18 protein-coding genes and 1 tRNA gene are annotated in these 22,414 nt (G+C 49.2%); 11 read left to right on the top strand and 8 right to left on the bottom strand.

The window, feature by feature from the left end:
- Nucleotides 1–58: 58 nt before the first annotated feature.
- Together mfd and CFREI_RS04200 are read right to left on the bottom strand one after the other, a co-directional pair.
- Entirely contained in the window at nt 59–3,802 is a 3,744-nt protein-coding gene (mfd, locus tag CFREI_RS04205; RefSeq protein ID WP_051256061.1) for a transcription-repair coupling factor, read from the bottom strand.
- A gap of 17 nt (nt 3,803–3,819) precedes the next feature.
- On the bottom strand, nt 3,820–4,446 hold the full coding sequence (locus tag CFREI_RS04200) for a TetR/AcrR family transcriptional regulator (protein WP_027013215.1): 627 nt from the start codon (nt 4,444–4,446) through the stop codon (nt 3,820–3,822).
- Nucleotides 4,447–4,584: 138 nt separating this feature from the next.
- Here CFREI_RS04200 and CFREI_RS04195 point away from each other — a divergent pair.
- Nucleotides 4,585–4,656, top strand: a tRNA-Gln gene (locus CFREI_RS04195).
- Between the two features lie 59 nt (nt 4,657–4,715).
- Here the strand turns inward: CFREI_RS04195 and CFREI_RS04190 are convergent.
- The gene (locus CFREI_RS04190; RefSeq protein WP_290246126.1) at nt 4,716–6,260 is read right to left on the bottom strand and encodes a peptidoglycan DD-metalloendopeptidase family protein; all 1,545 of its coding nucleotides are present in this window, start codon (nt 6,258–6,260) and stop codon (nt 4,716–4,718) included.
- 411 nt (nt 6,261–6,671) lie between these two features.
- Between CFREI_RS04190 and CFREI_RS04185 the strand changes: the two genes are divergently transcribed.
- Nucleotides 6,672–7,856 (top strand): hypothetical protein, encoded by a 1,185-nt coding sequence (locus CFREI_RS04185; RefSeq protein ID WP_027013214.1) that lies wholly within the window; start codon nt 6,672–6,674, stop codon nt 7,854–7,856.
- Here CFREI_RS04185 and CFREI_RS04180 read toward each other — a convergent pair.
- Nucleotides 7,851–9,821: a heavy metal translocating P-type ATPase gene (locus CFREI_RS04180; RefSeq protein WP_084170810.1), complete on the bottom strand. Its 1,971-nt coding sequence runs from the start codon at nt 9,819–9,821 to the stop codon at nt 7,851–7,853. The two genes, CFREI_RS04185 and CFREI_RS04180, sit on opposite strands and share 6 nt — an antisense overlap.
- A gap of 311 nt (nt 9,822–10,132) precedes the next feature.
- Nucleotides 10,133–10,558: a YfbO family protein gene (locus CFREI_RS04175; RefSeq protein WP_051256047.1), complete on the bottom strand. Its 426-nt coding sequence runs from the start codon at nt 10,556–10,558 to the stop codon at nt 10,133–10,135.
- Between the two features lie 203 nt (nt 10,559–10,761).
- On the opposite strand from CFREI_RS04175, the gene CFREI_RS04170 reads away from it, so the two are divergent.
- The 5 genes from CFREI_RS04170 (at nt 10,762) to pth (ending at nt 15,241) form a co-directional block, all read left to right on the top strand.
- The gene (locus tag CFREI_RS04170; protein WP_027013212.1) at nt 10,762–11,100 is read left to right on the top strand and encodes a DUF5713 family protein; all 339 of its coding nucleotides are present in this window, start codon (nt 10,762–10,764) and stop codon (nt 11,098–11,100) included.
- A 43-nt stretch (nt 11,101–11,143) separates the two neighbouring features.
- Nucleotides 11,144–12,616 (top strand): bifunctional UDP-N-acetylglucosamine diphosphorylase/glucosamine-1-phosphate N-acetyltransferase GlmU, encoded by a 1,473-nt coding sequence (gene glmU, locus CFREI_RS04165; protein WP_027013211.1) that lies wholly within the window; start codon nt 11,144–11,146, stop codon nt 12,614–12,616.
- A gap of 12 nt (nt 12,617–12,628) precedes the next feature.
- The gene (locus tag CFREI_RS04160; protein WP_027013210.1) at nt 12,629–13,606 is read left to right on the top strand and encodes a ribose-phosphate diphosphokinase; all 978 of its coding nucleotides are present in this window, start codon (nt 12,629–12,631) and stop codon (nt 13,604–13,606) included.
- 296 nt (nt 13,607–13,902) lie between these two features.
- A complete protein-coding gene (locus CFREI_RS04155; RefSeq protein WP_027013209.1) occupies nt 13,903–14,511 on the top strand; it encodes a 50S ribosomal protein L25/general stress protein Ctc in 609 nt (202 codons plus the stop codon).
- A gap of 121 nt (nt 14,512–14,632) precedes the next feature.
- On the top strand, nt 14,633–15,241 hold the full coding sequence (gene pth, locus CFREI_RS04150) for an aminoacyl-tRNA hydrolase (RefSeq protein ID WP_035112337.1): 609 nt from the start codon (nt 14,633–14,635) through the stop codon (nt 15,239–15,241).
- A gap of 5 nt (nt 15,242–15,246) precedes the next feature.
- Here pth and CFREI_RS04145 read toward each other — a convergent pair whose 3' ends face one another.
- The gene (locus tag CFREI_RS04145; protein WP_169719169.1) at nt 15,247–15,423 is read right to left on the bottom strand and encodes a hypothetical protein; all 177 of its coding nucleotides are present in this window, start codon (nt 15,421–15,423) and stop codon (nt 15,247–15,249) included.
- Nucleotides 15,424–15,531: 108 nt separating this feature from the next.
- Between CFREI_RS04145 and CFREI_RS04140 the strand changes: the two genes are divergently transcribed.
- The 3 genes from CFREI_RS04140 to CFREI_RS04130 all read left to right on the top strand — a co-directional run bounded on the left by CFREI_RS04140 (nt 15,532) and on the right by CFREI_RS04130 (nt 18,552).
- Nucleotides 15,532–16,269, top strand: a complete 738-nt coding sequence (locus CFREI_RS04140) for a cyclase family protein (RefSeq protein WP_027013207.1) — start codon at nt 15,532–15,534, stop codon at nt 16,267–16,269.
- A 117-nt stretch (nt 16,270–16,386) separates the two neighbouring features.
- Nucleotides 16,387–17,838, top strand: a complete 1,452-nt coding sequence (locus CFREI_RS04135; RefSeq protein WP_027013206.1) for a serine hydrolase domain-containing protein — start codon at nt 16,387–16,389, stop codon at nt 17,836–17,838.
- Nucleotides 17,839–17,871: 33 nt separating this feature from the next.
- Nucleotides 17,872–18,552, top strand: coding sequence for a DUF6891 domain-containing protein (locus CFREI_RS04130; protein ID WP_027013205.1), 681 nt, complete (start codon nt 17,872–17,874; stop codon nt 18,550–18,552).
- Between the two features lie 37 nt (nt 18,553–18,589).
- On the opposite strand, the gene CFREI_RS04125 is transcribed toward CFREI_RS04130, so the two are convergent.
- Together CFREI_RS04125 and CFREI_RS04120 are read right to left on the bottom strand one after the other, a co-directional pair.
- Nucleotides 18,590–20,032, bottom strand: coding sequence for a glyceraldehyde-3-phosphate dehydrogenase (locus tag CFREI_RS04125; RefSeq protein ID WP_027013204.1), 1,443 nt, complete (start codon nt 20,030–20,032; stop codon nt 18,590–18,592).
- A 200-nt stretch (nt 20,033–20,232) separates the two neighbouring features.
- Nucleotides 20,233–21,279: a nitronate monooxygenase gene (locus CFREI_RS04120; RefSeq protein ID WP_051256046.1), complete on the bottom strand. Its 1,047-nt coding sequence runs from the start codon at nt 21,277–21,279 to the stop codon at nt 20,233–20,235.
- Nucleotides 21,280–21,719: 440 nt separating this feature from the next.
- On the opposite strand from CFREI_RS04120, the gene CFREI_RS04115 reads away from it, so the two are divergent.
- A complete protein-coding gene (locus tag CFREI_RS04115; RefSeq protein ID WP_027013202.1) occupies nt 21,720–22,220 on the top strand; it encodes a hypothetical protein in 501 nt (166 codons plus the stop codon).
- Nucleotides 22,221–22,414: the final 194 nt, after the last annotated feature.

Here is a 22,414-nt window from a genome sequence, read left to right as displayed (position 1 = left end):
CGTCGTAGATTCGAAACCGGAAAGTTTTTGTACCAGGTTTACTCTTGGTTAGCAGCCCTTAGCGTAATCGGTATTTCCGACGGCGGGCAGCTCTACGATCTTCGTCATCAGTTTCCAATTGGTTAAATGTTCGACCTGCAGTGTTGGAACGCCGAAGAGCATTGGTTTCAGTTGCTGGCGCGGGCGTCGTAACGCTAGTGGTGTTTTGACGTGGTGAGCCATCTACATTTATCGGCACCAAATCAAACATTGTTGCGATAAAATCTGCGATCCATTGGAGGAGTTCCATGTCGCGCAGTTGCGGGTCAGTAACATTTCGGCCAGCCTTGGGGAATGGCAACTGAATGGCCTGAGCGGCAGGCCGATACGTAGCCCCGGCGAACATTCGTTTGAGCCTGATTTGTTTAGAATCGGGAAGTTCAACGGGGTGCACTTTGATTCGGGTTCCCTGAACACCAATGTCGGTAAGGTTGGCCGCGCGCATCAGGTGCCGCACGCGGGCAACAGCGAACATTCTTTCTACTTCGACCGGAATCGCACCATAGCGATCGAGTATTTCTTCGGCTACTAGGCGGAGTTCGGACTCATCAGTTGAAGCGGCGATTTTACGGTAGATTTCCAGACGCAATCGCTCGGCATTGATATAGCCATCAGGGATGTGGGCGTCCACAGGCAGGTCGACGCGGATTTCTTTTGGCTCCTTATCGGTGGCATCAACAATTTTGCCATCAGCGAGCGCCCGGAATGCCTCGACCGCCTCCCCCACAAGCCGAACATAGAGATCAAAACCGACTCCAGCGATATGGCCTGATTGCTCTGCGCCAAGCACATTTCCAGCACCACGCATTTCAAGATCTTTCATTGCCACTGCCATACCAGCACCAAGATCGTTATTTTGTGCGATTGCGGCAAGACGATCGTAGGAGGTTTCTGTAAGGGTTTCGCCTTTGGGATATAGGAAATATGCATAGCCGCGTTCCCGGGAGCGCCCTACCCTGCCGCGGAGTTGATGAAGCTGCGAAAGTCCCATATGGTGGGCGTTTTCTACAATAAGCGTATTGGCATTAGCAATATCTAGACCAGTTTCCACAATGGTTGTACACACCAGCACGTCATATTCACGGTCCCAGAACCCTTGCACTGTCTGCTCAAGAAGATCTTCGCTCATTTGTCCGTGCGCAACTACAATTCTGGCTTCTGGGACGAGTTCGCGGAGCTGCTGTGCACGTTTTTCAATGGAAGCAACTTTATTGTGCACATAGAACACTTGTCCGTCTCGGAGGAGCTCCCGGCGGATTGATGCAGCCACCTGCTTATCCTCCTGTGCACCAACATATGTAAGCACTGGGTGGCGGTCTTCGGGCGGGGTGAGGATCGTGGACATTTCACGGATTCCAGCCATTGACATTTCCAGTGTGCGCGGAATTGGAGTCGCTGACATGGTAAGCACATCAACATGGGTGCGCAGCGCTTTAATATGCTCTTTGTGTTCTACGCCGAATCGTTGTTCTTCATCAACAACCACTAAACCAAGATTTTTCCACTGAACACCAGTTTGAATAAGGCGGTGAGTTCCAATTACTACATCTACAGAACCATCCGCCAAACCGGCAATCACTTCCTTCGCTTCTTTTGTCGGCGTAAAGCGGGATAATCCTTTGATAACTACAGGAAAACCGTCCATACGCTGCTGGAATGTTGATAGGTGCTGCTGTGCTAATAGTGTGGTCGGCACTAATACGGCCACTTGTTTGCCATCTTGGACAGCTTTAAAGGCGGCACGTACGGCCACTTCAGTTTTTCCGTAACCAACGTCACCTACGATTACACGATCCATTGGAACAGGGCGTTCCATATCGGATTTTACGGCTTCGATTGCGGCCATTTGGTCTTCGGTTTCCACAAATGGGAAATTATCTTCCATTTCCCGCTGCCACGGATTATCCATCGAAAATGCGTGCCCCGGCGCGGATTGCCGTTTGGCATACAGTTCGATGAGCTCTCCGGCGATTTCACGTACTGCAGTGCGGGCTTTACGTTTTGTATTTTTCCAATCGGACCCACCCATTTTGCTAAGGGCAGGCTTTTCGCCACCAACATACCGGGATAATAAATCCAGGCTTTCCATTGGAACATAGAGTTGATCTCCCGGCTGTCCGCGTTTCGACGCCGCATACTCCAAGACAACATATTCCCTGCGGGAAGTGCCGTCACCAGTGGTAATGGTACGTTCCATCATTTTAATAAAGCGGCCAATGCCATGTGTTTCATGGACCACTAGATCACCGGGCGTCAGTGCGAGTGGGTCGACTTTATGGCGGCGACGTGCGGGGCGTCGTTTAGCACCTGCAATATCGCCAACCCGGTTACCGGTGAGGTCTGTTTCAGTAATAACAATTAGCGGCATAGCCGCGGCGTCGCGGTGCTTTCGAATCTTTGGAAAGACTAATCCTGCATGGGACATCGCCTGATAGAGAGTCACTTCTCCGGGGCTTGGCTCCCATGCGGGCGTGGCTACCTTTGTGGGAATTCCCTGCTCCGCAAACCGCTCAACCATACGTTTGATTGCACCCGCCGCGGGGGCAATAAAAGCTGCGCGGCCACCATCGCGCGTGTGCGCTAGTAAAGCGTGCATCATTGCTTCGATTTTCGGCAGGTCTCCACGTGGCGCAGGGCCTGGCTCAAAGTCAAGCGGTAATGTGTCGGCGTCATCTGCTGCGAACATTCCTTCGGGCGCAAAAGTCCACCAAGGCTGGCCGAATTTTTGAGCGGAAATTTGCAGTGATTCAAAGGAACGGTAGCTACTTGGGGAAAGATCAAGCCCCTCAGCAGCGAGCGGACCACTAGCCCCCATCGCTGCCGCTTCCCAGCCTGCAGCAAGGAATTCCGCGTCGGTTGCTGCTAAATCCGCAATCCTTGTTCGTATCTTCTCCGGATCCATTAATAGGATATGTGTTCGGTCTGGGAATAACTCTGAGACCGCAACCATGGGAGCATCACTTAGCGCTGGAATAAGGGCTTCCATTCCATCTGCGGGTGTACCTTCTGCCAGTTTGGAAAGCAATTCCACCAATGCAGGGTTTCCAGGATGCTGCACAGCAAGCTGCGCGGCACGTCCCCGAATCGAAGAATCGATCAGAAGTTCGCGGCACGGATAAATTGGCACCTCAGGAATTTCAATTTCTGCAACGGCCCGTTGATCAGCCACGGAAAAAGGACGAATTTCCGCAATTTCATCGCCCCAAAACTCAAGTCGAACCGGCAGTTCGGCGGTCGTCGGAAAGATATCTATAATTCCGCCACGAGTTGCGAATTCGCCGCGCTTTGCCACCATATCCACACGCTGATATCCCCGAAATACAAATTCACGGATTAAATCTTCGAATTCATACTCGGCACCTTGAGCCAGCACATACGGGGACCGATCCTGGTGTAATACAGGTTGGCAAAACGCGCGGGCCGCCATTACTACAACCTGTAAGTTCGGTAGGTTCGCCAAGACTTCTGCCCGTCTACCAACGGTATCTACGCCGGGGCTCATACGTTCGTGAGGCAGGGTTTCCCACGATGGAAACCAGGCAACTTTTTCCCCCAGCATTGCTTTGAGTTCGGCGGTAATATCTTCGGCTTCTCGGCCGGTGGCAGCAACCACAAGCAACGGCGCATGGTGCGCTAACGTTGCAATCGCCCACGGGCGGACTTGATGCACACCAGAAAGGTGCAATATTGGTTCGCCAATATGGTTGACCATGCCTTTAAGTTTTGGGTCTGTGGCTGCAACTTTTAATAATCCTGCCAGCATTGGAGCCTGTGTCTCCATTAGTTTTGTTCCTCCGCACCAGAACTGGCTTCAATCGTTGGGTTGGCTTTCATACCTGCCAACCCATTCCAACTTAGGTTCACAATATGCGCGGCTACTTCTTCTTTCGAAGGTGTGCGCTCATCTAGCCACCATTGTGCGGTCATAGAGACCATGCCTACGAGTGCTTGCGCATATAAGGTTGCAAATGCAGGATCAAGACCTGTTCTCACAAATGCTTGCCCAAGGATATGGGATACCTGGGTAACAGCATCATTAAGCATTGTCGAATAACTGTGCTCCCCGCCTGGGGTTACGTCACGCACTAGAATTTGGAAGCCATCTGTGTGCTCTTCCACATAGGTGAGAAGCGCAAGCACAGCACATTCCACGCGTTGCCGCGAATGTCCCCGCGCTAGGGAATTGGTTATAAGACCTTCCAACCGCACCATTTCCCGGTCAACCACAACCGCGTACAGGCCTTCTTTACCCCCAAAATGTTCGTATACGACGGGTTTGCTCACCCCGGCGCGCGCCGCGATTTCCTCGACGCTTGCGCCTTCAAAGCCACGCTCAGCAAACACTGATCTACCAATTGTAATGAGCTGCTCGCGTCGCTCTTTGCCCGTCATGCGCTGTCTACCCATGCGTACCACCTTAGAGCACCGCTCAAGACAATACACGCACAGGTCAGGCCCCCAATATGCAAACAAACAACAATCAAGGTATAGTAATCACCCGAACGCGTAAGGCGCTGATGATTATCGACGCCGCGCATAGTTCAATGCCCCATGGTGTAATTGGCAACACTCTGGTTTTTGGTACCAGCTTTCTAGGTTCGAGTCCTGGTGGGGCAGCATAGAGAAATAACCGCCAACCCGCAAAGTCAATGCAGGTGGGCGGTTATATTTTTTTATTACGTCACTGTAGCTCCAGCTGATGCCCCTGCTGGGACTCCTGCGGATTCTTCCTTGGGCTTTTTATTAACGACGTCCCGGTTCGTCACCCCTGCCACACCATGTGTGGCATTGCCATTGATCTTTAGCTGTGCCTCGATTTTGTCCAACCGGGCTGGAATTTCAGCTACTGCTTGGGCCATCTCGATTAACAGTTTTTCATTACGATCAAGCCGGGCAGGAACTTCCGCCACCACTTTGGCCATTTCAGGGATGAGCTTGAGTTTGCTCACTACGTAGTCAACAAATGTACGGCCCTCAGTTTGCACCCAACCAGAGAATTTTGGTTTTCCATCTGACCATTCAGGTCCAACAAATTGATCTAATAACCAACGAGTCATACGTTCCATGCGGGTTTTCTCCTCACCTTCAGAGCCTTCGGAATGTCCAGTGTTACTTGGGGTGCCATAGAAAAGGGCGTGTAGCTGTTCTCTGGTACCACGGAAAGCATTGATATCAACACCCGAATTTCCGCCGCGCCAGCTTCCAAATCGCGCTTCTGAGCTAAATTGCCACAACGCCGGCTTTTGTTTGCCCAATGGGTAATTCCATTGCCTGTGGCTATTTCCTGGATAGATATTTTTTGGCGGGCCCGGAGCATTTTTCCCATATGCTGCCACCCAAAATGCACCAAATTCATGGCTATCTGGCTCACCCGGCGAAATTTTATGCTCCCAATAGGGAACATATGAATAACACCCGATAACTCTCACTCCAGCTTCTTCAAACCTCCGTTTACATTCTCGAATATGGTCCACATGGATACCTGCGGGAGTCTCCACATCAATCCACATTGGGCGTTGCTGGTTTCCCATGACCTCAAGTGACGCTTGTACCTGAGCAGCGATACTCCGACCCTCACTTGGATTTCGCAAGTAGTGGTATGCCGCTGTAATCAGGCCGGCACCCTCAGCATCTCGTAAATGTGATTGATAGCGTTGATCGCGGTGTGTGCCATCTGTAGTGCGGATAATGGCAAAATCCAAACCAGCTTCTTTCGCTGCAAGCGTTAGACTCATTCCGGCTTGGTGTTCAGATACATCGACGCCAAAGATTGTCATTGAATCTCCTTCTGGTGCTGAGTTTTCGCCTGGATGCGGGCATCCCGCAAGCCAACGAGCTGGGTCGATTCGCCTTCCTCCGTATCCTCGTTCCCATACGGTGAGGTGCAAATGTGGCCCGGTAGATGTTCCGTTGCTGCCTACATATCCAATGAGTTGTCCTGCGGTGACTTTCGACCCAACTTTAAGACCCGTGGCAAAGGCATTCCACATATGTCCGTATTCGGTACAGCCTCCACCTTCACTTGCGGGATGGTCAATAACAATCCATTGTCCATATCCTTGGGCCGCGCCAATATGGATAACAGTGCCTCCTGCACAGGCATAAAAGGGTGTGCCGTCGGGTGCAGCAAAGTCGAGCCCATAGTGGAAGCCTCCCCAGCGTGGACCCCAGCCGGAGGATATTGTGTACGAGTCTTTTTTCATTGGATATTGTCTGGGCATAAGCGATCCCTTCAATGTCATTTGCCGCACCATATATGCGCTGTTTCTGCACAGTGGTCGGCGCCTGATGGTTCCCAAACCAATGCCGTTTTCCTTGTTGTTTTCACATAGGAATGGTGGTGGTTGTAATTGGTTTGGATTTTGGTTGCTTGAGTATAAGCTCGGCACCCCCTTAAAACATCTCACAAGCTGCGCACGTGGTGTTTAAGCTTTCGTGCCTCATGTTTTATATTTCCACTTCGAAATATGAGCACTATAGATGTTGGGTAGTGTTTCTATATCAATTAAGGCGGGCTTTTAGAGCATTTGCTATCCAGAGCCTTAGCCACTGCGAATCATAATTTTATAGTGCGCACTACCTGTCTAATGCGGCGGCCCGGTTTTCCTCTGTTTTTTGGTTATTTTTCCAGCATGCCTGTTTCGCAAATTGCGTGCTCTTACGCGTTTTGGCCAGGCCGCGGATTTACTACACTTGGCGGAGTGGAAACCCTTACATTCCTGCACAATTTCGATTGGGCGTCACTCAAACATGCTTACGGTTCGGCCGATGACGCATTAATGTATTTACAAAACTTACTAGGTGAAAATCCGAAAAATATTGAGGATTCAATAGATTATTTGTGGGATGCGATTATGCACCAAGGCACGTTCTATTCTGCAACGGTGCCGGTAGTTCGTGTATTACTGCATGCACTCGCACACAAAGAGCTTGCCGACGCCGCAGTCGATCAGGTAATCGACTGGCTTGGGGAAGTTGCCAATCGTGTAAGAAATCGCCCGGACGGTTCTCAGATTGCGGACGCCATATCCTATTTTGCAACCCTTGGTATTGATCTAAGCAATCAGTTCGACGCACAATATGATTCCCAGTGCATAGAATTAGCAGAATACGCTACCCAAACTCTCTTACAATACCCAGCAAACACTCATGCTATTACCGAGTGGGCTCTATTGATTCCCCCAGCTCAGCGCATGCACGAGGTTCAAACACTAGTGGCACATACGCTTACTCGAGCTACAACCCGCGTCGCACGTATTGAAGCGCTTATGGACTACCACGAAGTCGGTGGAGATATCAGCTCCTATCTCGACGATTCTGATATTGCGGTGCGTGCAAGCGCAGCCTTATTGCTTTTCGACGACCGCGCAACCCAGGTTCTTATTGAAGCTATCTGTGGCACGGAAGACCCTCGCGAGTGGTTTCCTGATATCCGTCCAGCCCAATACAACGATTCGGCAGGTGTAAGGGACAAGCTTATTCATACACTTGTACAACGAAATATACCTATAGACGATATTGTGCCGGTTGCCATGCATGTACTTTCGCAGCCATATCTGACGGACGAGCAAGTTGGCCCGTTACTGTGTGTTACCTTGGGGCTTTCACTACAGGAATATTGGCGGTTAAGCGCACCACCACAAAAGCTTCCGGTGCTTTCACCAAATGCCCGTAAGGTGCTTGGTGTATATGCGGAAAATGATTGTGTTTGGAACCCGCACGATGGCAATCATTTGCATGTACGCAGACAACTTGGGTTGCCGCATGATCGTCAGACCTTATACAGAATGATTGAGCAGAATCCGCCAATTTTATGAGGATACAAGCGCGGTAGGTTCTGAGGCGGTTGCTCCGCTCTTTGCAAATGATTGCGGCGTTTTAGCCGCTTGCATCCCTAAAAGGATAATTACCACTTCAGCAATTTCGTGGATCAGTACCACACTTGTAAGACCAAGGATCCCAAAGAGCGCGAGTGGGAAAAGCCCAAGAATAATCAATAATGCTAAAGCAATATTGGTGACCATAATGGCTCGACCGCGGCGGGCATGTGCCAAGGCTTTTGGAAAGAGTCGCAAGTCGGTTCCGGTAAATGCAATATCAGCAGATTCCACTGCTGCAGCCGTACCGGTGGCACCCATTGCAATACCGATTGTGGCGGCCGCCAGGGCGGGGGCATCATTTGTTCCATCGCCAAGCATTGCTGTGGGTTGTTGCGCCCGCAATTCGGTAATTCGTTCAGCTTTTGTAGCGGGAAGTTGTTCAGCGTATACAGTGGTGATCCCCGCTTGTGCGGCAAGTGTTTGTGCGGTTTCTTTGTGGTCACCAGTAAGCATGACAGTGGTCAATCCCTGCTGATGCAGTGTTGAAATAACTTCCGATACTTCGGGTCGAAGTTCGTCACGGATACCAAGCAATCCGGCGACTGTATTTTCGATTTCCACGACAATAACGACCATTCCTTGTGTAGTCATGGAATGAATCTGATGTTCCAGTTCAGTAGATTCGATCCAGCGTGGACTACCTACGCGAACCTTCTGACGGTTCACCAGACCTTGGAGCCCAAAGCCAGAAAGCTCGACCACCTGGTCAGCCAATGGGATACGGCCAACCTGGGCCACCACAGCGTCGGCAAGCGGATGTTTACTTTGAATTTCTAACGCGGCAGCCGCCTCACAAACTTGTTCGCGGCTAAAGCCGGGGCACGTATGTACGGAAACTACTTCGGGACGGTTTTGGGTAAGCGTGCCTGTCTTATCAAAAACAACTGTGCGAATCGTGCCGAATTCTTCAAATGCAGCGCCCGATTTAAAAACCACACCAAGCTTGCTTGCAGCACCGATAGCAGAAATTACTGTTACCGGAACAGCAAGAGCTAATGCGCATGGTGACGCGGCTACAAGAACCACCAATGCACGTTCGATCCATAATTCAGGTTGCCCAATAACAAAACCAAATCCCGCAATAGCACAAGCTACTACCAGGATAATTGGAACGAGAGGCGCAGCGATTCTATCAGCAAGACGGGCTCGAGTACCTTTATTCGCCTGTGCTTGCTCAACTAAATGGACGATTTGGGTCAAGGAATTATCCTCACCTCGGGCGGTGGCACGAACCGTAATAACTCCAGCACCATTGATTGCGCCAGCAAGTATCGGCGAATTAGGTTCCACTTCAATCGGAATTGATTCGCCAGTAAGTGCGGAATTATTTACTGATGTTTTTCCGGTAACTACTACCCCATCAGTTGGAATCCGCTCACCTGCACCAATAACCAGGATTTCCCCTTCCACAATGTCTTTTACTGGGATTTCCTGTTGTTTACCAAGTCGGATTACCTGCGCAGTATCGGGAATTAAAGCAAGCAATGACGATAAACTACGGCGTGCCCGCCGCATTGCTCGTTCTTCGAGCGTTTCTGAAATTGAGAAAAGAAATGCTAATGCTGCCGCCTCACCCACATGGCCTAAAAATACCGCACCTACTGCAGCGATAGTCATAAGTAAACCAATACCTAAGCGCCGCAGCCCACGTTGACGGACGAGACGTCGTAACGCCTTTGGCACAAACGTGTAGGCGCCAACCAATAGCGCAACACCGTATATCCAAATAGGCCATTCCCCCAGCCCCAGCCATTCAATAAGTGCACCAGGCAACCATAGCGCACCAGAAATTATTGAACAGAGGAAACCTACATCGCGCCAAAGAGACGGAGCCTTCTCAGAAGAGATCGAAGACTGCTGCCCATTTGTCTCGTCGATACTGCAGCAACAACCATCACTCATGAAACACACCTAATCCCACAGCCAAGAAAATCGCAATAACTACTCATTCTTCTACAACGATAATCTTTGTGCACAAGTACATCGACACACAACTAAAATTACACCCCCGCTATGGCACTTGTTCTACATCGCAAATACTGATGCGACAACCTTTAACGCAAGCAGAACATCAATTGAGCCTTCGCATTTTAGTTCTATCAATCGAACCTCGATACCATTACCCCAGGATACGGCCGATTCCCATATCCGACCACTGTAGAGTTTTAATATATTTTGTGTGCGAATTAATATATTTCGGGAGACGGAATATCCTAGTCCCAAATAAGAAATAGCACATCGTAGCCATCAGGAATCAAAGGAATATCCGAATAGGATTGCACCATACGCGGCGTTGCTTTTATAACGCCGCTACTCTCCAAGGTTTGATAATCAACCCGGTTTTCAATTTCCTCCGGTGAGGCTGTTGTGCAAAATGCAATATGATCACCGCAAACTGGATCATCCGGATTAAGTTCTTGGGTATCAGGATGAAGCGTTACTCGTACCCATGCAATATCGGAATCCTGCTGCCGCACGCTTATACGGTCAAACAACTCTGCTAACGGTGGGCGCCCAAATTCCCACTGGTTTGGGGCAATGGAATCTTCAATCGAATTGTCCTGAAAAAACGCTTCAAGGGTGAGCATAGGCAAGACGCCATCCGCAGCTTGTTCCGCAATTTCTCCGTACGTCATCATGCGTGAACCCTTATCTTTGTTACTACTCGGACTGGCATCCTAATTACGACCATACGGTACACGAAACCACTGAAAACCCAGGCCACAACTATGTTTTACACTTTTAAAAATTCAGGTTTTACTGATGAATTCTTCTTCATTTTCAGGAAATACTTGGCAGTATTGGCCTATCTAATAGCGTTTTTCGAACTATCCTTTTGCCTATGGAGATACCTCACGATGCGATCGATTCGCACGTTTTCTTAGCTGACATGGTCGATGATCCATATTATCCGCAATTCCTGGTAGCCAAAGGTCAGGAAATCCTTTTGGATGTTTGCCGCACCATTGAGTCATTGCAACCGAAAAACCTTGATGAGCTTTATACAATAACGCATCAAGCTACCGAGCAGTTCAATGATTTGGATGAAGAATTGTCAGCCCATGATAGTGAAATTGAAACGGTTGCCCGTGAGAATATCGCCTCTGACATGTTATTTATTGCTAACGCATTCGGGTTTGAAGCTGATATTGAAGAACTAGTCGCGCCGCGCGATTGGTAGCGATTGGTAGTTTTACATCCTTGTAAAGAATTGGAGTTTATCTATGTCACATGCAGATTCTGCAGTTATTATCTTAGCGGCGGGCGCTGGCACTCGTATGAAGTCAGCAATTCCTAAAATGCTGCATAAGGTTGTTGGGCGTACCATGTTGGGCCACGCTTTACATGCCGCAGCGGGGGTACAGCCTGCTCATTTAATTACGGTTGTTGGTCATGGCCGTGACCAGGTTATTCCAGCCATTGAAGGCACTGATGTTTCTTCTTATGGAGTTTCGAGTGTTCGCATAGCAGTTCAAGAGGAACAAAACGGCACTGGTCATGCTGTGGCTTGCGGTCTAGAGCAATTGCCTGCAGATTTTACGGGAACCGTATTGGTCACTACCTCCGATGTACCAATGTTAAATTCCGACACACTTGAAGCTTTACTTGCAGAGCATGATCAAAAACCTCGAGCTGCTGTAACGGTGCTTACCGCCGGGGTGGAAAACCCCACTGGCTATGGGCGTATTGTGCGCAGCGCCGACGGCGAGGTATTGCGCATTGTTGAGGAAAAAGACGCCAATGAGGACGAACGCGCTATTCAGGAAATCAATTCCGGTGTATATGCGTTCGACGCCACACTGCTTCGCCATGCGGTGACACAATTAGATACCGATAATGCCCAAGGCGAGTTTTACCTTACCGACGTGGTGCGTATTGCACGCGATCATGATCGTATTGTTCGTGGACATAAGCTTGACGACGCCGCGCTCGTCGCTGGTGTAAATGATCGAGTACAGCTCGCCGCAATGAACGCTGAAATGAATCGGCGAATCTGCGAGCAGCATATGCGTGGCGGCGCAACCATTATTGACCCGAATTCCACTTTTATTGACGTCGATGTTGTAATCGGTCAGGATGTTACGATTCTCCCCGGTACACAACTTCAGGGCACTACGGTAATAGCCAATAACTGTACGATTGGCCCGGACACCACACTAACCAATATGACAATCCACGAGGGTGCAAATGTAGTACGCGCACACGGCTCAGATTCAATCATTGGTGCGAATGCCTCCGTGGGTCCCTTTACATTTATTCGCCCCGGCACTGTGGTGGGTGAAGATGGCAAGCTTGGTGGTTTTGTGGAAACCAAAAAAGCTGTTATCGGTCGCGGCTCCAAAGTTCCTCACCTCACCTATGTGGGGGATGCAACCATTGGCGAATACTCCAATATTGGAGCATCATCAGTTTTCGTCAATTACGACGGTGTTCATAAACATCACACAACTATTGGAAGCCATGTGCGAACGGGTTCTGACACGATGTTTATTGCACCAGTGAATGTCGGTGATGGTGCTTACTCCGGAGCAGGTACAGTAATCAGAGAAGATGTTCCCCCGGGGGCACTCGTGGTTTCCGGAGGACAACAGCGCAATATTGAAGGCTGGGTTCAGCGCAAGCGCCCTGGAACCCCGGCCGCCGAAGCAGCAGCCCGCGCCCTGGGTGAAGCGGAGGCACCGAACACGGAAGGTTAGAGCAGACCGAACATGACTGCCAACTGGATTGATAACCAAAAGAACCTCATGCTTTTTTCGGGACGCGCACACCCGGAATTAAGTGAGGCTGTGGCAAAGGAGCTCGGCACCGACCTGACTCCTATGACTGCCCGCGATTTTGCTAATGGCGAGATCTTTGTACGCTTCGAAGAATCCGTCCGTGGTTGCGATGCATTCGTCTTGCAATCCCACACCCAACCATTGAATAAGTGGTTGATGGAGCAATTGCTTATGATCGACGCACTCAAGCGTGGTTCCGCAAAGCGTATTACCGCCATCCTGCCGTTCTATCCGTATGCACGTCAGGATAAAAAGCATCGCGGACGCGAGCCCATTTCCGCACGTCTAGTGGCAGATTTGCTCTATACTGCTGGCGCCGATCGTATTGTTTCCGTAGACCTGCATACCGATCAAATTCAGGGCTTCTTTGACGGCCCTGTCGATCATATGCACGCTATGCCGATCCTTACGGACTACATCAAATCTAAATACGAACTCAATAATATTTGTGTAGTTTCCCCCGATGCTGGCCGCGTAAAGGTTGCAGAAAAATGGGCCAATACGCTTGGCGACGCCCCCTTGGCTTTTGTGCATAAAACGCGCAGTGTTGATGTGGCCAATCAGATCGTTGCCAACCGGGTAGTCGGTGATGTTTCCGGCAAAACCTGTGTGCTTTTGGATGACATGATCGATACTGGTGGCACGATTGCTGGCGCCGTTGGTGTACTTCGAGACGCCGGTGCGGCGGACGTCATTATTGCGTGTACTCACGGAGTATTTTCTGGCCCCGCCCGCGAACGTCTTTCCGAATGTGGCGCTAAGGAAGTAATTACCACTGATACGCTCCCCCAATCCACTGAAGGCTGGGAAAACCTCACGGTTCTTTCGATTGCCCCACTGCTTGCAAAAACCATTCATGAAATTTTTGAAAATGGTTCAGTGACTGATCTTTTTGAAGGCCAGGCATAACATTTTCGCTTAAACCCTGCACCTAGTAGTTTCGTGTTTTTGAGTTCCACTACTGTGTGTGTGCGGGGTTTTGTATGCTGCGTATTCCGCGAGTTACCGCAACTATGGGTTTAGTGCCGCACTATGTTACAGTGTTCGAGTCTCGGCGAGGGCTATTACGGTAGCCGTTATCGACGCGATGTATTCTTCTTACCTGCGAAGACTCGACCAAGACGCTCGGGTTTTGCCGCAGGCTTTATTGTTTCTGTGGCTACTCAACTTTCACCTTTGTTACACCACAGGAGAACATTTTTACTATGTCCCAGACATTGAATCTTGCTGCAACACTTCGCACTGAACTAGGCAAAGGCTCTGCTCGTCGTGCTCGCCGCGCTGGCCTGATTCCAGTTGTTATCTACGGTAAAGGCTTTGAGCCTGCCCATATTACTGTTGATCGCCTTGAATTCACCGCAATTGTGCGTAACCACGGCCTCAACGCTGTTGTGACTGTTGATATTGAAGGCAAAAAGCAACTTGCCATGTTGAAGTCCGTTGACCAAAACGTTCTAACCTTGGAAATTGATCACGCTGACCTCCTTGCTATTCACCGTGGTGAAAAGGTTGAGGTTGAGGTTCCTGTGGTCTACACCGGTGAGCCTGCACCTGGCACTATGGTGATTCAAGATGCAGACACCATCCGCGTGGAGGCAGACGTTCTCTCCATTCCGGAAGAAATCTCCGTTTCCGTTGAGGGCCTTGAGGTTGGTTCTCAGATCACCGCTGGCGATGTTGCGCTCCCAGGCGACGTGACCCTGGCCGACGAGGCTGATCTGCTGCTCATCAATGTCGTGTATCCTGAAACTGCTGACGAGCCTGCAGAAGGTTCTGAGGCAACTGAGGAAGGCGAAGAGACCGCCTCCGAGTAAACTCTTTAAGATTACAAATAACTCCCCACTGAGAGTGCGTAGTTTGTTCTCTCAGGGGGAGTTTTTCGACGCCCCGCAGCGCGTATATGTGGCTGCCGTGGTCACTGTGTGTAAAGGAACAATGGTTGTGGCTAACAATGAACAGCAAACAGCACCATTTCTAGTGGTTGGGTTAGGTAATCCGGGTCCACGATATGAGGCGACCCGCCATAACGTTGGTTTTATGGTGCTCGATGAACTCGCCGAGCGTACCTCACCAGTGCCCGCAACATTTTCCACACACAAGAAATCAAATGCACTGATTGTAGAAACACATTTCAATGGTGCAAAAGTGATTTTGGCGAAGCCACGAAGCTTTATGAACCTTTCAGGCGGACCAATTCAAGCCCTTGCCCAGTTTTTTAAAGTACCAATACACCAAATTGTGGTTGTTCATGATGAATTAGACCTTGATTTTGGTGTAGTACGTCTTAAGCAAGGTGGTGGAGAAAACGGCCACAATGGGTTGAAATCTACATCAAAATCATTAGGCAGCCGCGATTACCTTCGGGTCCGAATTGGTGTTGGGCGTCCCCCTGGACGCCAAGACCCAGCAGATTATGTGCTACGCCCCTTTTCAGTTGGGGAAGCAGCAGATCTTGGGGCAATTTGCGCAAATGCAGCAGATGGCATCGAACTTTTGGTCACACGAGGCCTTGCTTTGGCCCAAAATGAGATTCATAGCCGATAATCGGGTCACCACTTTCGCGCTTTTTCAAGCGCTTTTGCAAGTGCTTTATCGTCGAGTTCTAAAGCATGGTTTTTGCGGAGTCGGTGAAGCACCACAGGACAGGTTTTACAGCGTTTTTTAGAACGACAGCATTTCTTTTTTCCACCTTTTTCCACCCGCTTCCGCAGCTTCACCATGTTCATAAGCAAAGCCTAACCTGACAAGCAAAGCGAAAGCCAGTTTTGACACTCAATCACCCTCCCCCACCCCAGAACTATGCTGTACGGAATTTATAGACTAAGCTGTCTGTCATGACAAATTTATGGGATCTTGCCCACACCCTACGCACTCAACATCGCTATATAGACCTCACACATGCATTCCATGCAGGCCAACCCCGCTTTCACCTTCTACCCGATGAAGAGCGGAAAACACTTTTTACCGTAGAAGAACACGGATTCGCCATTACGCAGTATAGTTTTGTTGGTCAATGGGGCACCCATATTGACCCACCTGTCCATTTTGTGGCCGGGGCTCGAACCTTAGATGATATTAGCGTTGACCAGATGATCTTGCCTTTAGTTGTCCTTGATTTCTCCCGAGAGGCATCTGAAAACGCTGACTTCACGCCGTCGATAAGCGATATTGAGCAATGGGAAACTGCATATACCCGCATTCCCGAAGGCGCGTTCGTTGCACTGCGCACAGACTGGTCACATAGATGGCCAAATCCCGATGCCATGGCAAACAAAGATGCGGATGGCATTGCGCATTATCCAGGATGGAATACCGAAATTGTGGAATGGCTAATTGAGCAGCGCAATATTACCGCCATTGGCCACGAAACTACCGACACTGACCAGGGAATTGTCGTATCAGGCGGCGCATTGCCTACCGAACTTTTATTGCTTGAGAAAGACCGTTGGCAGATTGAACTTTTAGCAAACCTTGATCAGGTACCGGCTACTGGCGCATTGATTGTGGCAACATGGCCCAAGCCGCAGCATGGAACCGGCTTCCCCGCTCGGGCATTTGCAGTTCTGCCGTAGAAAATAAATCAGGGTAATCCCTGAAGCACGTGTATGTTTCTCCGGCTACACTGCGAATTATGAGCTCGTTGAAAGTACTCACCATACAGGATCATATAAACCCATAGAAGAGTCTGTATGAGAAACCCCATCCAACGAGCATTCAATATCTGCTTAGCACTCTTATGCGTGCTCTTTACCCTTACACCGCCCGATGCAATGGCGGTGACAAAGCAGGATTATAACGATGCAATCGAGGCAATTGGCGCGCCCGGAATTGCTGTTATCGAATTTAATAGCGATGGGATTACAAAAGAAACGTATATTGGAAAAGACGGCAATGGATACCTCCTTGGCGAAGACACACCGTTTGTATGGGGGGCACTATCTAAATCATTAACTGCCGCTGCAGCGATACAACTTTCAGAAGAAGGCTACCTTGACCTAGAAAGTCCGATCACACAATATCTTCCTGAACTGCTGGGCAGCACATTAGATGCACAAAAAACAACAGTGCTTCAATTGATCCACCACACTTCGGGTTTGCCAGCAAATATTATTCCCGGGGTGGCCACAAATGAGGAACTTCTCCAACGGCTTCAGAATTTTAAAGATATTCAAAATCCCGGCCAATACCAATATTCAAATACCGGTTATTCCCTGCTCCAGGAAATTCTTTCCCGTGCGGCAGGCACAAACTTTGCCGATATTATCCAAGAAAAAGTTGGGAAGCCAAGTGGAAGTTCCCCGATTATTAGCGACCAGGAAACCTTTAATATTCGTGTACCCCAAGGTCACCAGCCATTCTTTGGTACCCATCGGGCCGCACCGGTAGAAACTTGGCCTAATGCTTTTGGATCAGTTTTCCTTTCTGGAACAAGCAAACAGTTTGCGTTATATGCACGCTGGCAATTGCAACAACACATTCACCATAACTCTCCCAGTACAATTCCCCGTACCCGAGTTTCCCAAAACCATGAATACGGCGCTGGGCTCAATTATAAACAACGCAAAACCAAAAACAGTAAAACAATTGAATATGTATATCACTCAGGAAGTGTGTGGGGATATACGTCCTATATTGGATTTACCCCAGAAACCAACCGTGGACTGGTTGTATTTACCAATGAACTCGGCTTACGAACACAATATAATGAACGGCGCAGAAATGGTGCTAATGCGTTTATTGCAAAATATTTTGAGCTAGAGGATTATACGCAAGCTTCGCTTATTCCCACCGATATCCTTATACTGAGCGCGCAAAGCTTAGTGCTTGCCGTTCTTGCCATTATCACATTGTATTTTGCCCGAAAACCTCTACGTACAACGGCGCCAAAAAGCTCACAACAAGCGTTTTTACGAACAAGCATTCCACTAATCCTTGGTATTGCTAGTGCATTACTTGTATATTATGGCGGACCCAAAGCTTTTGGCCATGAGCTTTCAGAAGTTGAAGTTGGGGCACCCGACATAGCCTTGCTTTTCCATCTTATTATTTTAGAAATCCATATTCTTACCGCGGTCATTGTATATAAAGAAATTCGAAGAACATATAAAGGTACGGGAAAACCACATATGCCCCATTTATAATGCAGATTACTATGTTCGGCTACACTGCATTTTATGTTTAAGCTCAACGCTATCCCGAATTCGCTGTCTCTTCCTACTGAACTATGCCCACCTGACATAGCCAATGATGTAATTTATGTGTGCTGGCAAGAGATTATCCAAGGTGATGATGATTTTTCTTACCTCATTACGGAAGAATTTGAAGAGTTCACCGATGAACAAGCCGAACAAATAGCGGAGATTATAGTTCAAGCCAGATTGCAGCAACAAGCATCATTTGGGGAAGTGACCACCAACCTTGCTCGTGCTTTTGCGCAACTTGAACAACAACAAGTACTTACTGACCAAATGTGCGAGCACACAGTGCAGGAAGGCCATTCGGAACTGACCGCAGCTGCGCAAGAAACCCCGGATACCTGGCAAGGAATCGCGTTTATCCCAGGGTTTTCCGTGCAAAACTTTGCAGAAAAAGCAGCGGAGTTTACTGAGGCGCAAGTACAAGAGCACGCACCAACCCCAGAAACCTTTGTCCTTGGATTTGCCACGGTACTATCGCCGGAAGAAACCACCCTGCCGGACACTAAAGCAGACGCTCTATATATACAGCGTTCCGCGGAGCTTATGAAAAACAGTATTATCCCTACGCTGGAGCGTTATGGCATTAGCGTGGAATGGTCCGGCGATGTAGAAGACCTTGCTATCCTGCACAATGCAGAATTCTACGAGCCAATTTAAGCCACATGGACTTCTACACGCCGGTACAAAATGCTATTTAGAGCTCATTAAGTTGCTTACGCTCTGGCACTACTGCCGGGCGGGCTCCAGCAATTTCCTCCACAATACGGATTACTTGGTTTGAGTATCCGTATTCATTGTCGTACCACACATAGAGTACAAGGTGCTTGCCTTGCGCAATTGTAGCCAGGCCATCCACAATGCCGGCGCGGGTAGTTCCAACAAAATCCGTAGAAACAACCTCCGGGGAGTGAATATAATCAATTTGCTGGCGTAGCACGGAGTTTAAAGAAACTTCCCGCAGATAGGTGTTTACTTCATCGCGGGTTACTTCTTTTTCCAGCGTAAGGTTGAGTACCGCCATAGAAACGTCCGGGGTGGGTACACGGATTGCATTACCCGTAAGTTTGCCTTCAAATTCCGGCAGCGCTTTGGAAACTGCTTTTGCCGCACCTGTTTCAGTAAGCACCATATTGAGTGTGGCGGCGCGGCCACGGCGCTGGCCCTTGTGGAAATTATCAATTAGGTTTTGATCATTAGTAAATGAATGCACAGTTTCCACATGGCCGAATTCCACACCCCAACGATCATTAATCGCCTTAAGCACTGGGGTAATGGCATTGGTGGTGCATGATGCTGCGGAAAGAATTTGGTCGCTTTCTTCAATCACACCATGGTTGATGCCGTACACAATATTTTTCAGGTCACCTTTACCTGGTGCGGTTAGCAGTACTTTAGCTACGCCCTTAGATTTAAGGTGTTGTTCCAAGCCTGCGCGATCCCGCCAGCGGCCGGTATTGTCCACCACAATGGCATCATTAATTCCGTAGGCAGTGTAATCCACGGTAGCTGGATCGGAGGAATAAATCACCTGAATAGGTGTTCCATTTGCCCAGATAATATCGTTATCGCGGTCCACACTAATAGTGCCGCGGAAAGCACCATGGACAGAATCACGGCGAAGCAGAGATGCGCGCTTTACAATATCGTCTTCACCATTTTTCCGAACTACTACAGCACGCAACCGGCAACCAGTATCAACAGACTGATGTTCGATAAGAATACGGGCGAGCAAACGTCCGATTCGGCCGAAACCATACAGCACGACATCAGTAGGTTTTGTTTCGCTTGCCGTACCGATTACCGACGCCAACTCGCGGTCAAGGAAAGCACGAAGCTCGCCGCCTTCTTCATCAAAACGCGCCGCAAGTTGCCCAAGGTCAATCGACGCCGTGCCAAGATCCATCTGTACTAATTCCTGCAAGATCGGCAGAGTTTTCGCCAGCGGCAGTTCTTGGTCAGTAATCCGCCGTGCATAGCGATGCGACTTAATCACATCAATGTCCGTGCAGTGTATAAGCAATCGGCCATATACGGAGGTGACCACATTGTGTTCGCGGTGCAGCTTGCCGATCAACGGGATCATCTGTTCGGCCAGTGCGATCCGCTCGTTCCAATCATTGGTTACCGGGGTAGTCATGGGTGTGGATTCCTCCGTTAAAATTTGGGTTTGCCAATGCCACGCTTTGTTGGCACACAGTCAAAGCTACCGGCTCAATCATGGTTTTTCTGGACTTTCCCACCCCCGATATCAAACACCCAAAAACCCCAGGAATCACCAGCACACTCATATAAAATCCCCACCCCAACGGGGGTAAAAGTTATATTTTCTTTATGTGACTATCGGCTGCCCATAAGCCGTTCTACAATTACCGCGGCAGGTGCCTCCACAATTGATGACACCCCACAACCAGCCCACGCCGCCGCATATTCAGGAGCAGCAGCCCGCAATGGCCCCATCATAGAATTCACGTGCGGATACACGGCTGGCGCATCCATATGATTCGCCATAAATTTCGTCTCCACACCGCGCGCCACCCGACCCGAAAATGCCCGCGTAGTAGCCGTACGCACAGCACCTTTAATAAGCTCTCGTTGCCACGCTCCAGTGCCGGCTTCATTAGCAAGCAAAAATGCCGTCCCACACGCAATGGCTTGCACTCCCGGCCACGACAATGGCTCAGCATTTATAATCCCTCCCGCCGCCACCAAAGGAACTTCCGGCATTTGCTCAACTAATTCCCGTAATGGCACTTCAGAGGGTGTTTCTTCCGTAGTAAACGTTGCTCGATGCCCACCCGCTTCCGGGCCCTGTACCACCAGCGTATCGACGCCCCTGCCCACTGCCTCCCGCGCCGCATCAACGTTTGTAACACTTCCCCATACTTCAATCCCCGCTGCTTGAAGGCGGTGAATTTCCGCAGTACTTGGCAGCCCAAACGTTACCGAAACGACTACTGGCCCCCACCCTTCCGCGGCCGCTTTATAAATAAGTTCGAGCTTTTCGTCCCAACCATCGGCTACATCAACAGTTCGAAAATCTCCCGGATGGACACCAGCTCGTTCAAACTCCTTATCGAGTTTGCGAACATATTCCTCCACAGGGGCCAAATCCTTTGGCACTTTCTGGGGCGCAAACAAATTCACCCCATACGGCCCCCTTGTAGCACGCATATTCTCCGCTAAGCGCTGCGAACTTATATACCCCGCAGCCAAAAACCCAAATCCACCTGCCGCAGATACAGCATTTACCAACTCAGGGGTAGAAGGACCACCCGCCATTGGGGCAGCAATTACAGGAACACGCAAAGTATCAATAACGCCCATGCCCATATGTGTACCAGAAAGCTTTACCGGCCAACCGTTCGTATTAGAACGCCAATTCATGAAGCACACGAGCCTGTTGAACACTGTTGATATTTTTGCCCCATGACTTCTGATATAGAACTTCTGCCACACTAACAACAAGCTCTGAATGAATTTCTTTCCCGTGACCCACTCCGCTATCTCCTTGCCGAAGATTTTGGCACCGGAAAAACCATTACCGCTTGCCTATACCTCAAAGAACTCATTGATAGCGGCAGGTGCCAAGGCGCTTCGCGGCACGCAGAGAGCAAACACTTTAAAATCTAAAAGAATCCCACTGGGACCTTGCAATTATTGACCAAGCAGACCTACTCACCACCAAGACCTCCGACAATTTACTACTCCTTACAGCAACCCCCAAAGCCTATGGGCACAGGGAATACCGGACACTACTTTCACTGCTCGACCAAGACTACTTTGACAAGACGCCTCAAGATGCGCAGCCCAACACTGATGGATACATGCCCAGCCTTAGAAAAGAAGACCTCCGCACAAATAATGGCAAGCCACTATTTCCAGAACACCAATTCCACACAGTGACATACTCGCTTTCGCCCCGCCACCAGCGCCTATGCCAACAAATACGCAACGTTACCTCCAGCCCAAACACCATTCAGGCAAAACTAGAAAATGCCGTCACCTTTATCAGCCCTGACTTCTATGATTATGACAAACCGGACCGTGATCCGGAACTTCCACATAACGCAGAAGATCACAAATGGCAGTCATTGCAATTAATACTAGACGACTATATGAAAACTCAAAAACCCGAAAACGAACCCACCAAAATAATCATTTACACAAACTTTCATAGCACGGGAGATTATTTAAAACAGAAACTATGTGCCTACTTTGGAAATAATGAATCAGTTGAAAAAGTAGAAACTTCCGAAATAAGGAACGAAACCGTTGGATTCGCCGCATCGCACAGCAGCGCAAATGCCATATCTGGAACTTTGTAGCAACCAGCACAATTGAAGAAGATGTCTTTATAGAAATTTTTAACAAACTCGACTCGGTAGAACCTGAATACCACGAGAAACTTCTATACGCTTTAGGAGCACCCGAAGCATTCAATGGATATTCACTAGACAATCTTTTAATGTCCGCTATCCAATTTGCTGACTCGGCGAAAGTTAAACAACAAATACATTCC

The sequence above is a fragment of the Corynebacterium freiburgense genome (genome assembly GCF_030408815.1).
In the GTDB taxonomy this organism is placed as follows: Bacteria; Actinomycetota; Actinomycetes; order Mycobacteriales; family Mycobacteriaceae; genus Corynebacterium; species Corynebacterium freiburgense.
The sequence above is the reverse complement of the archived record's forward strand: the minus strand, read 5'-3'. Positions and strand labels throughout refer to the sequence as shown.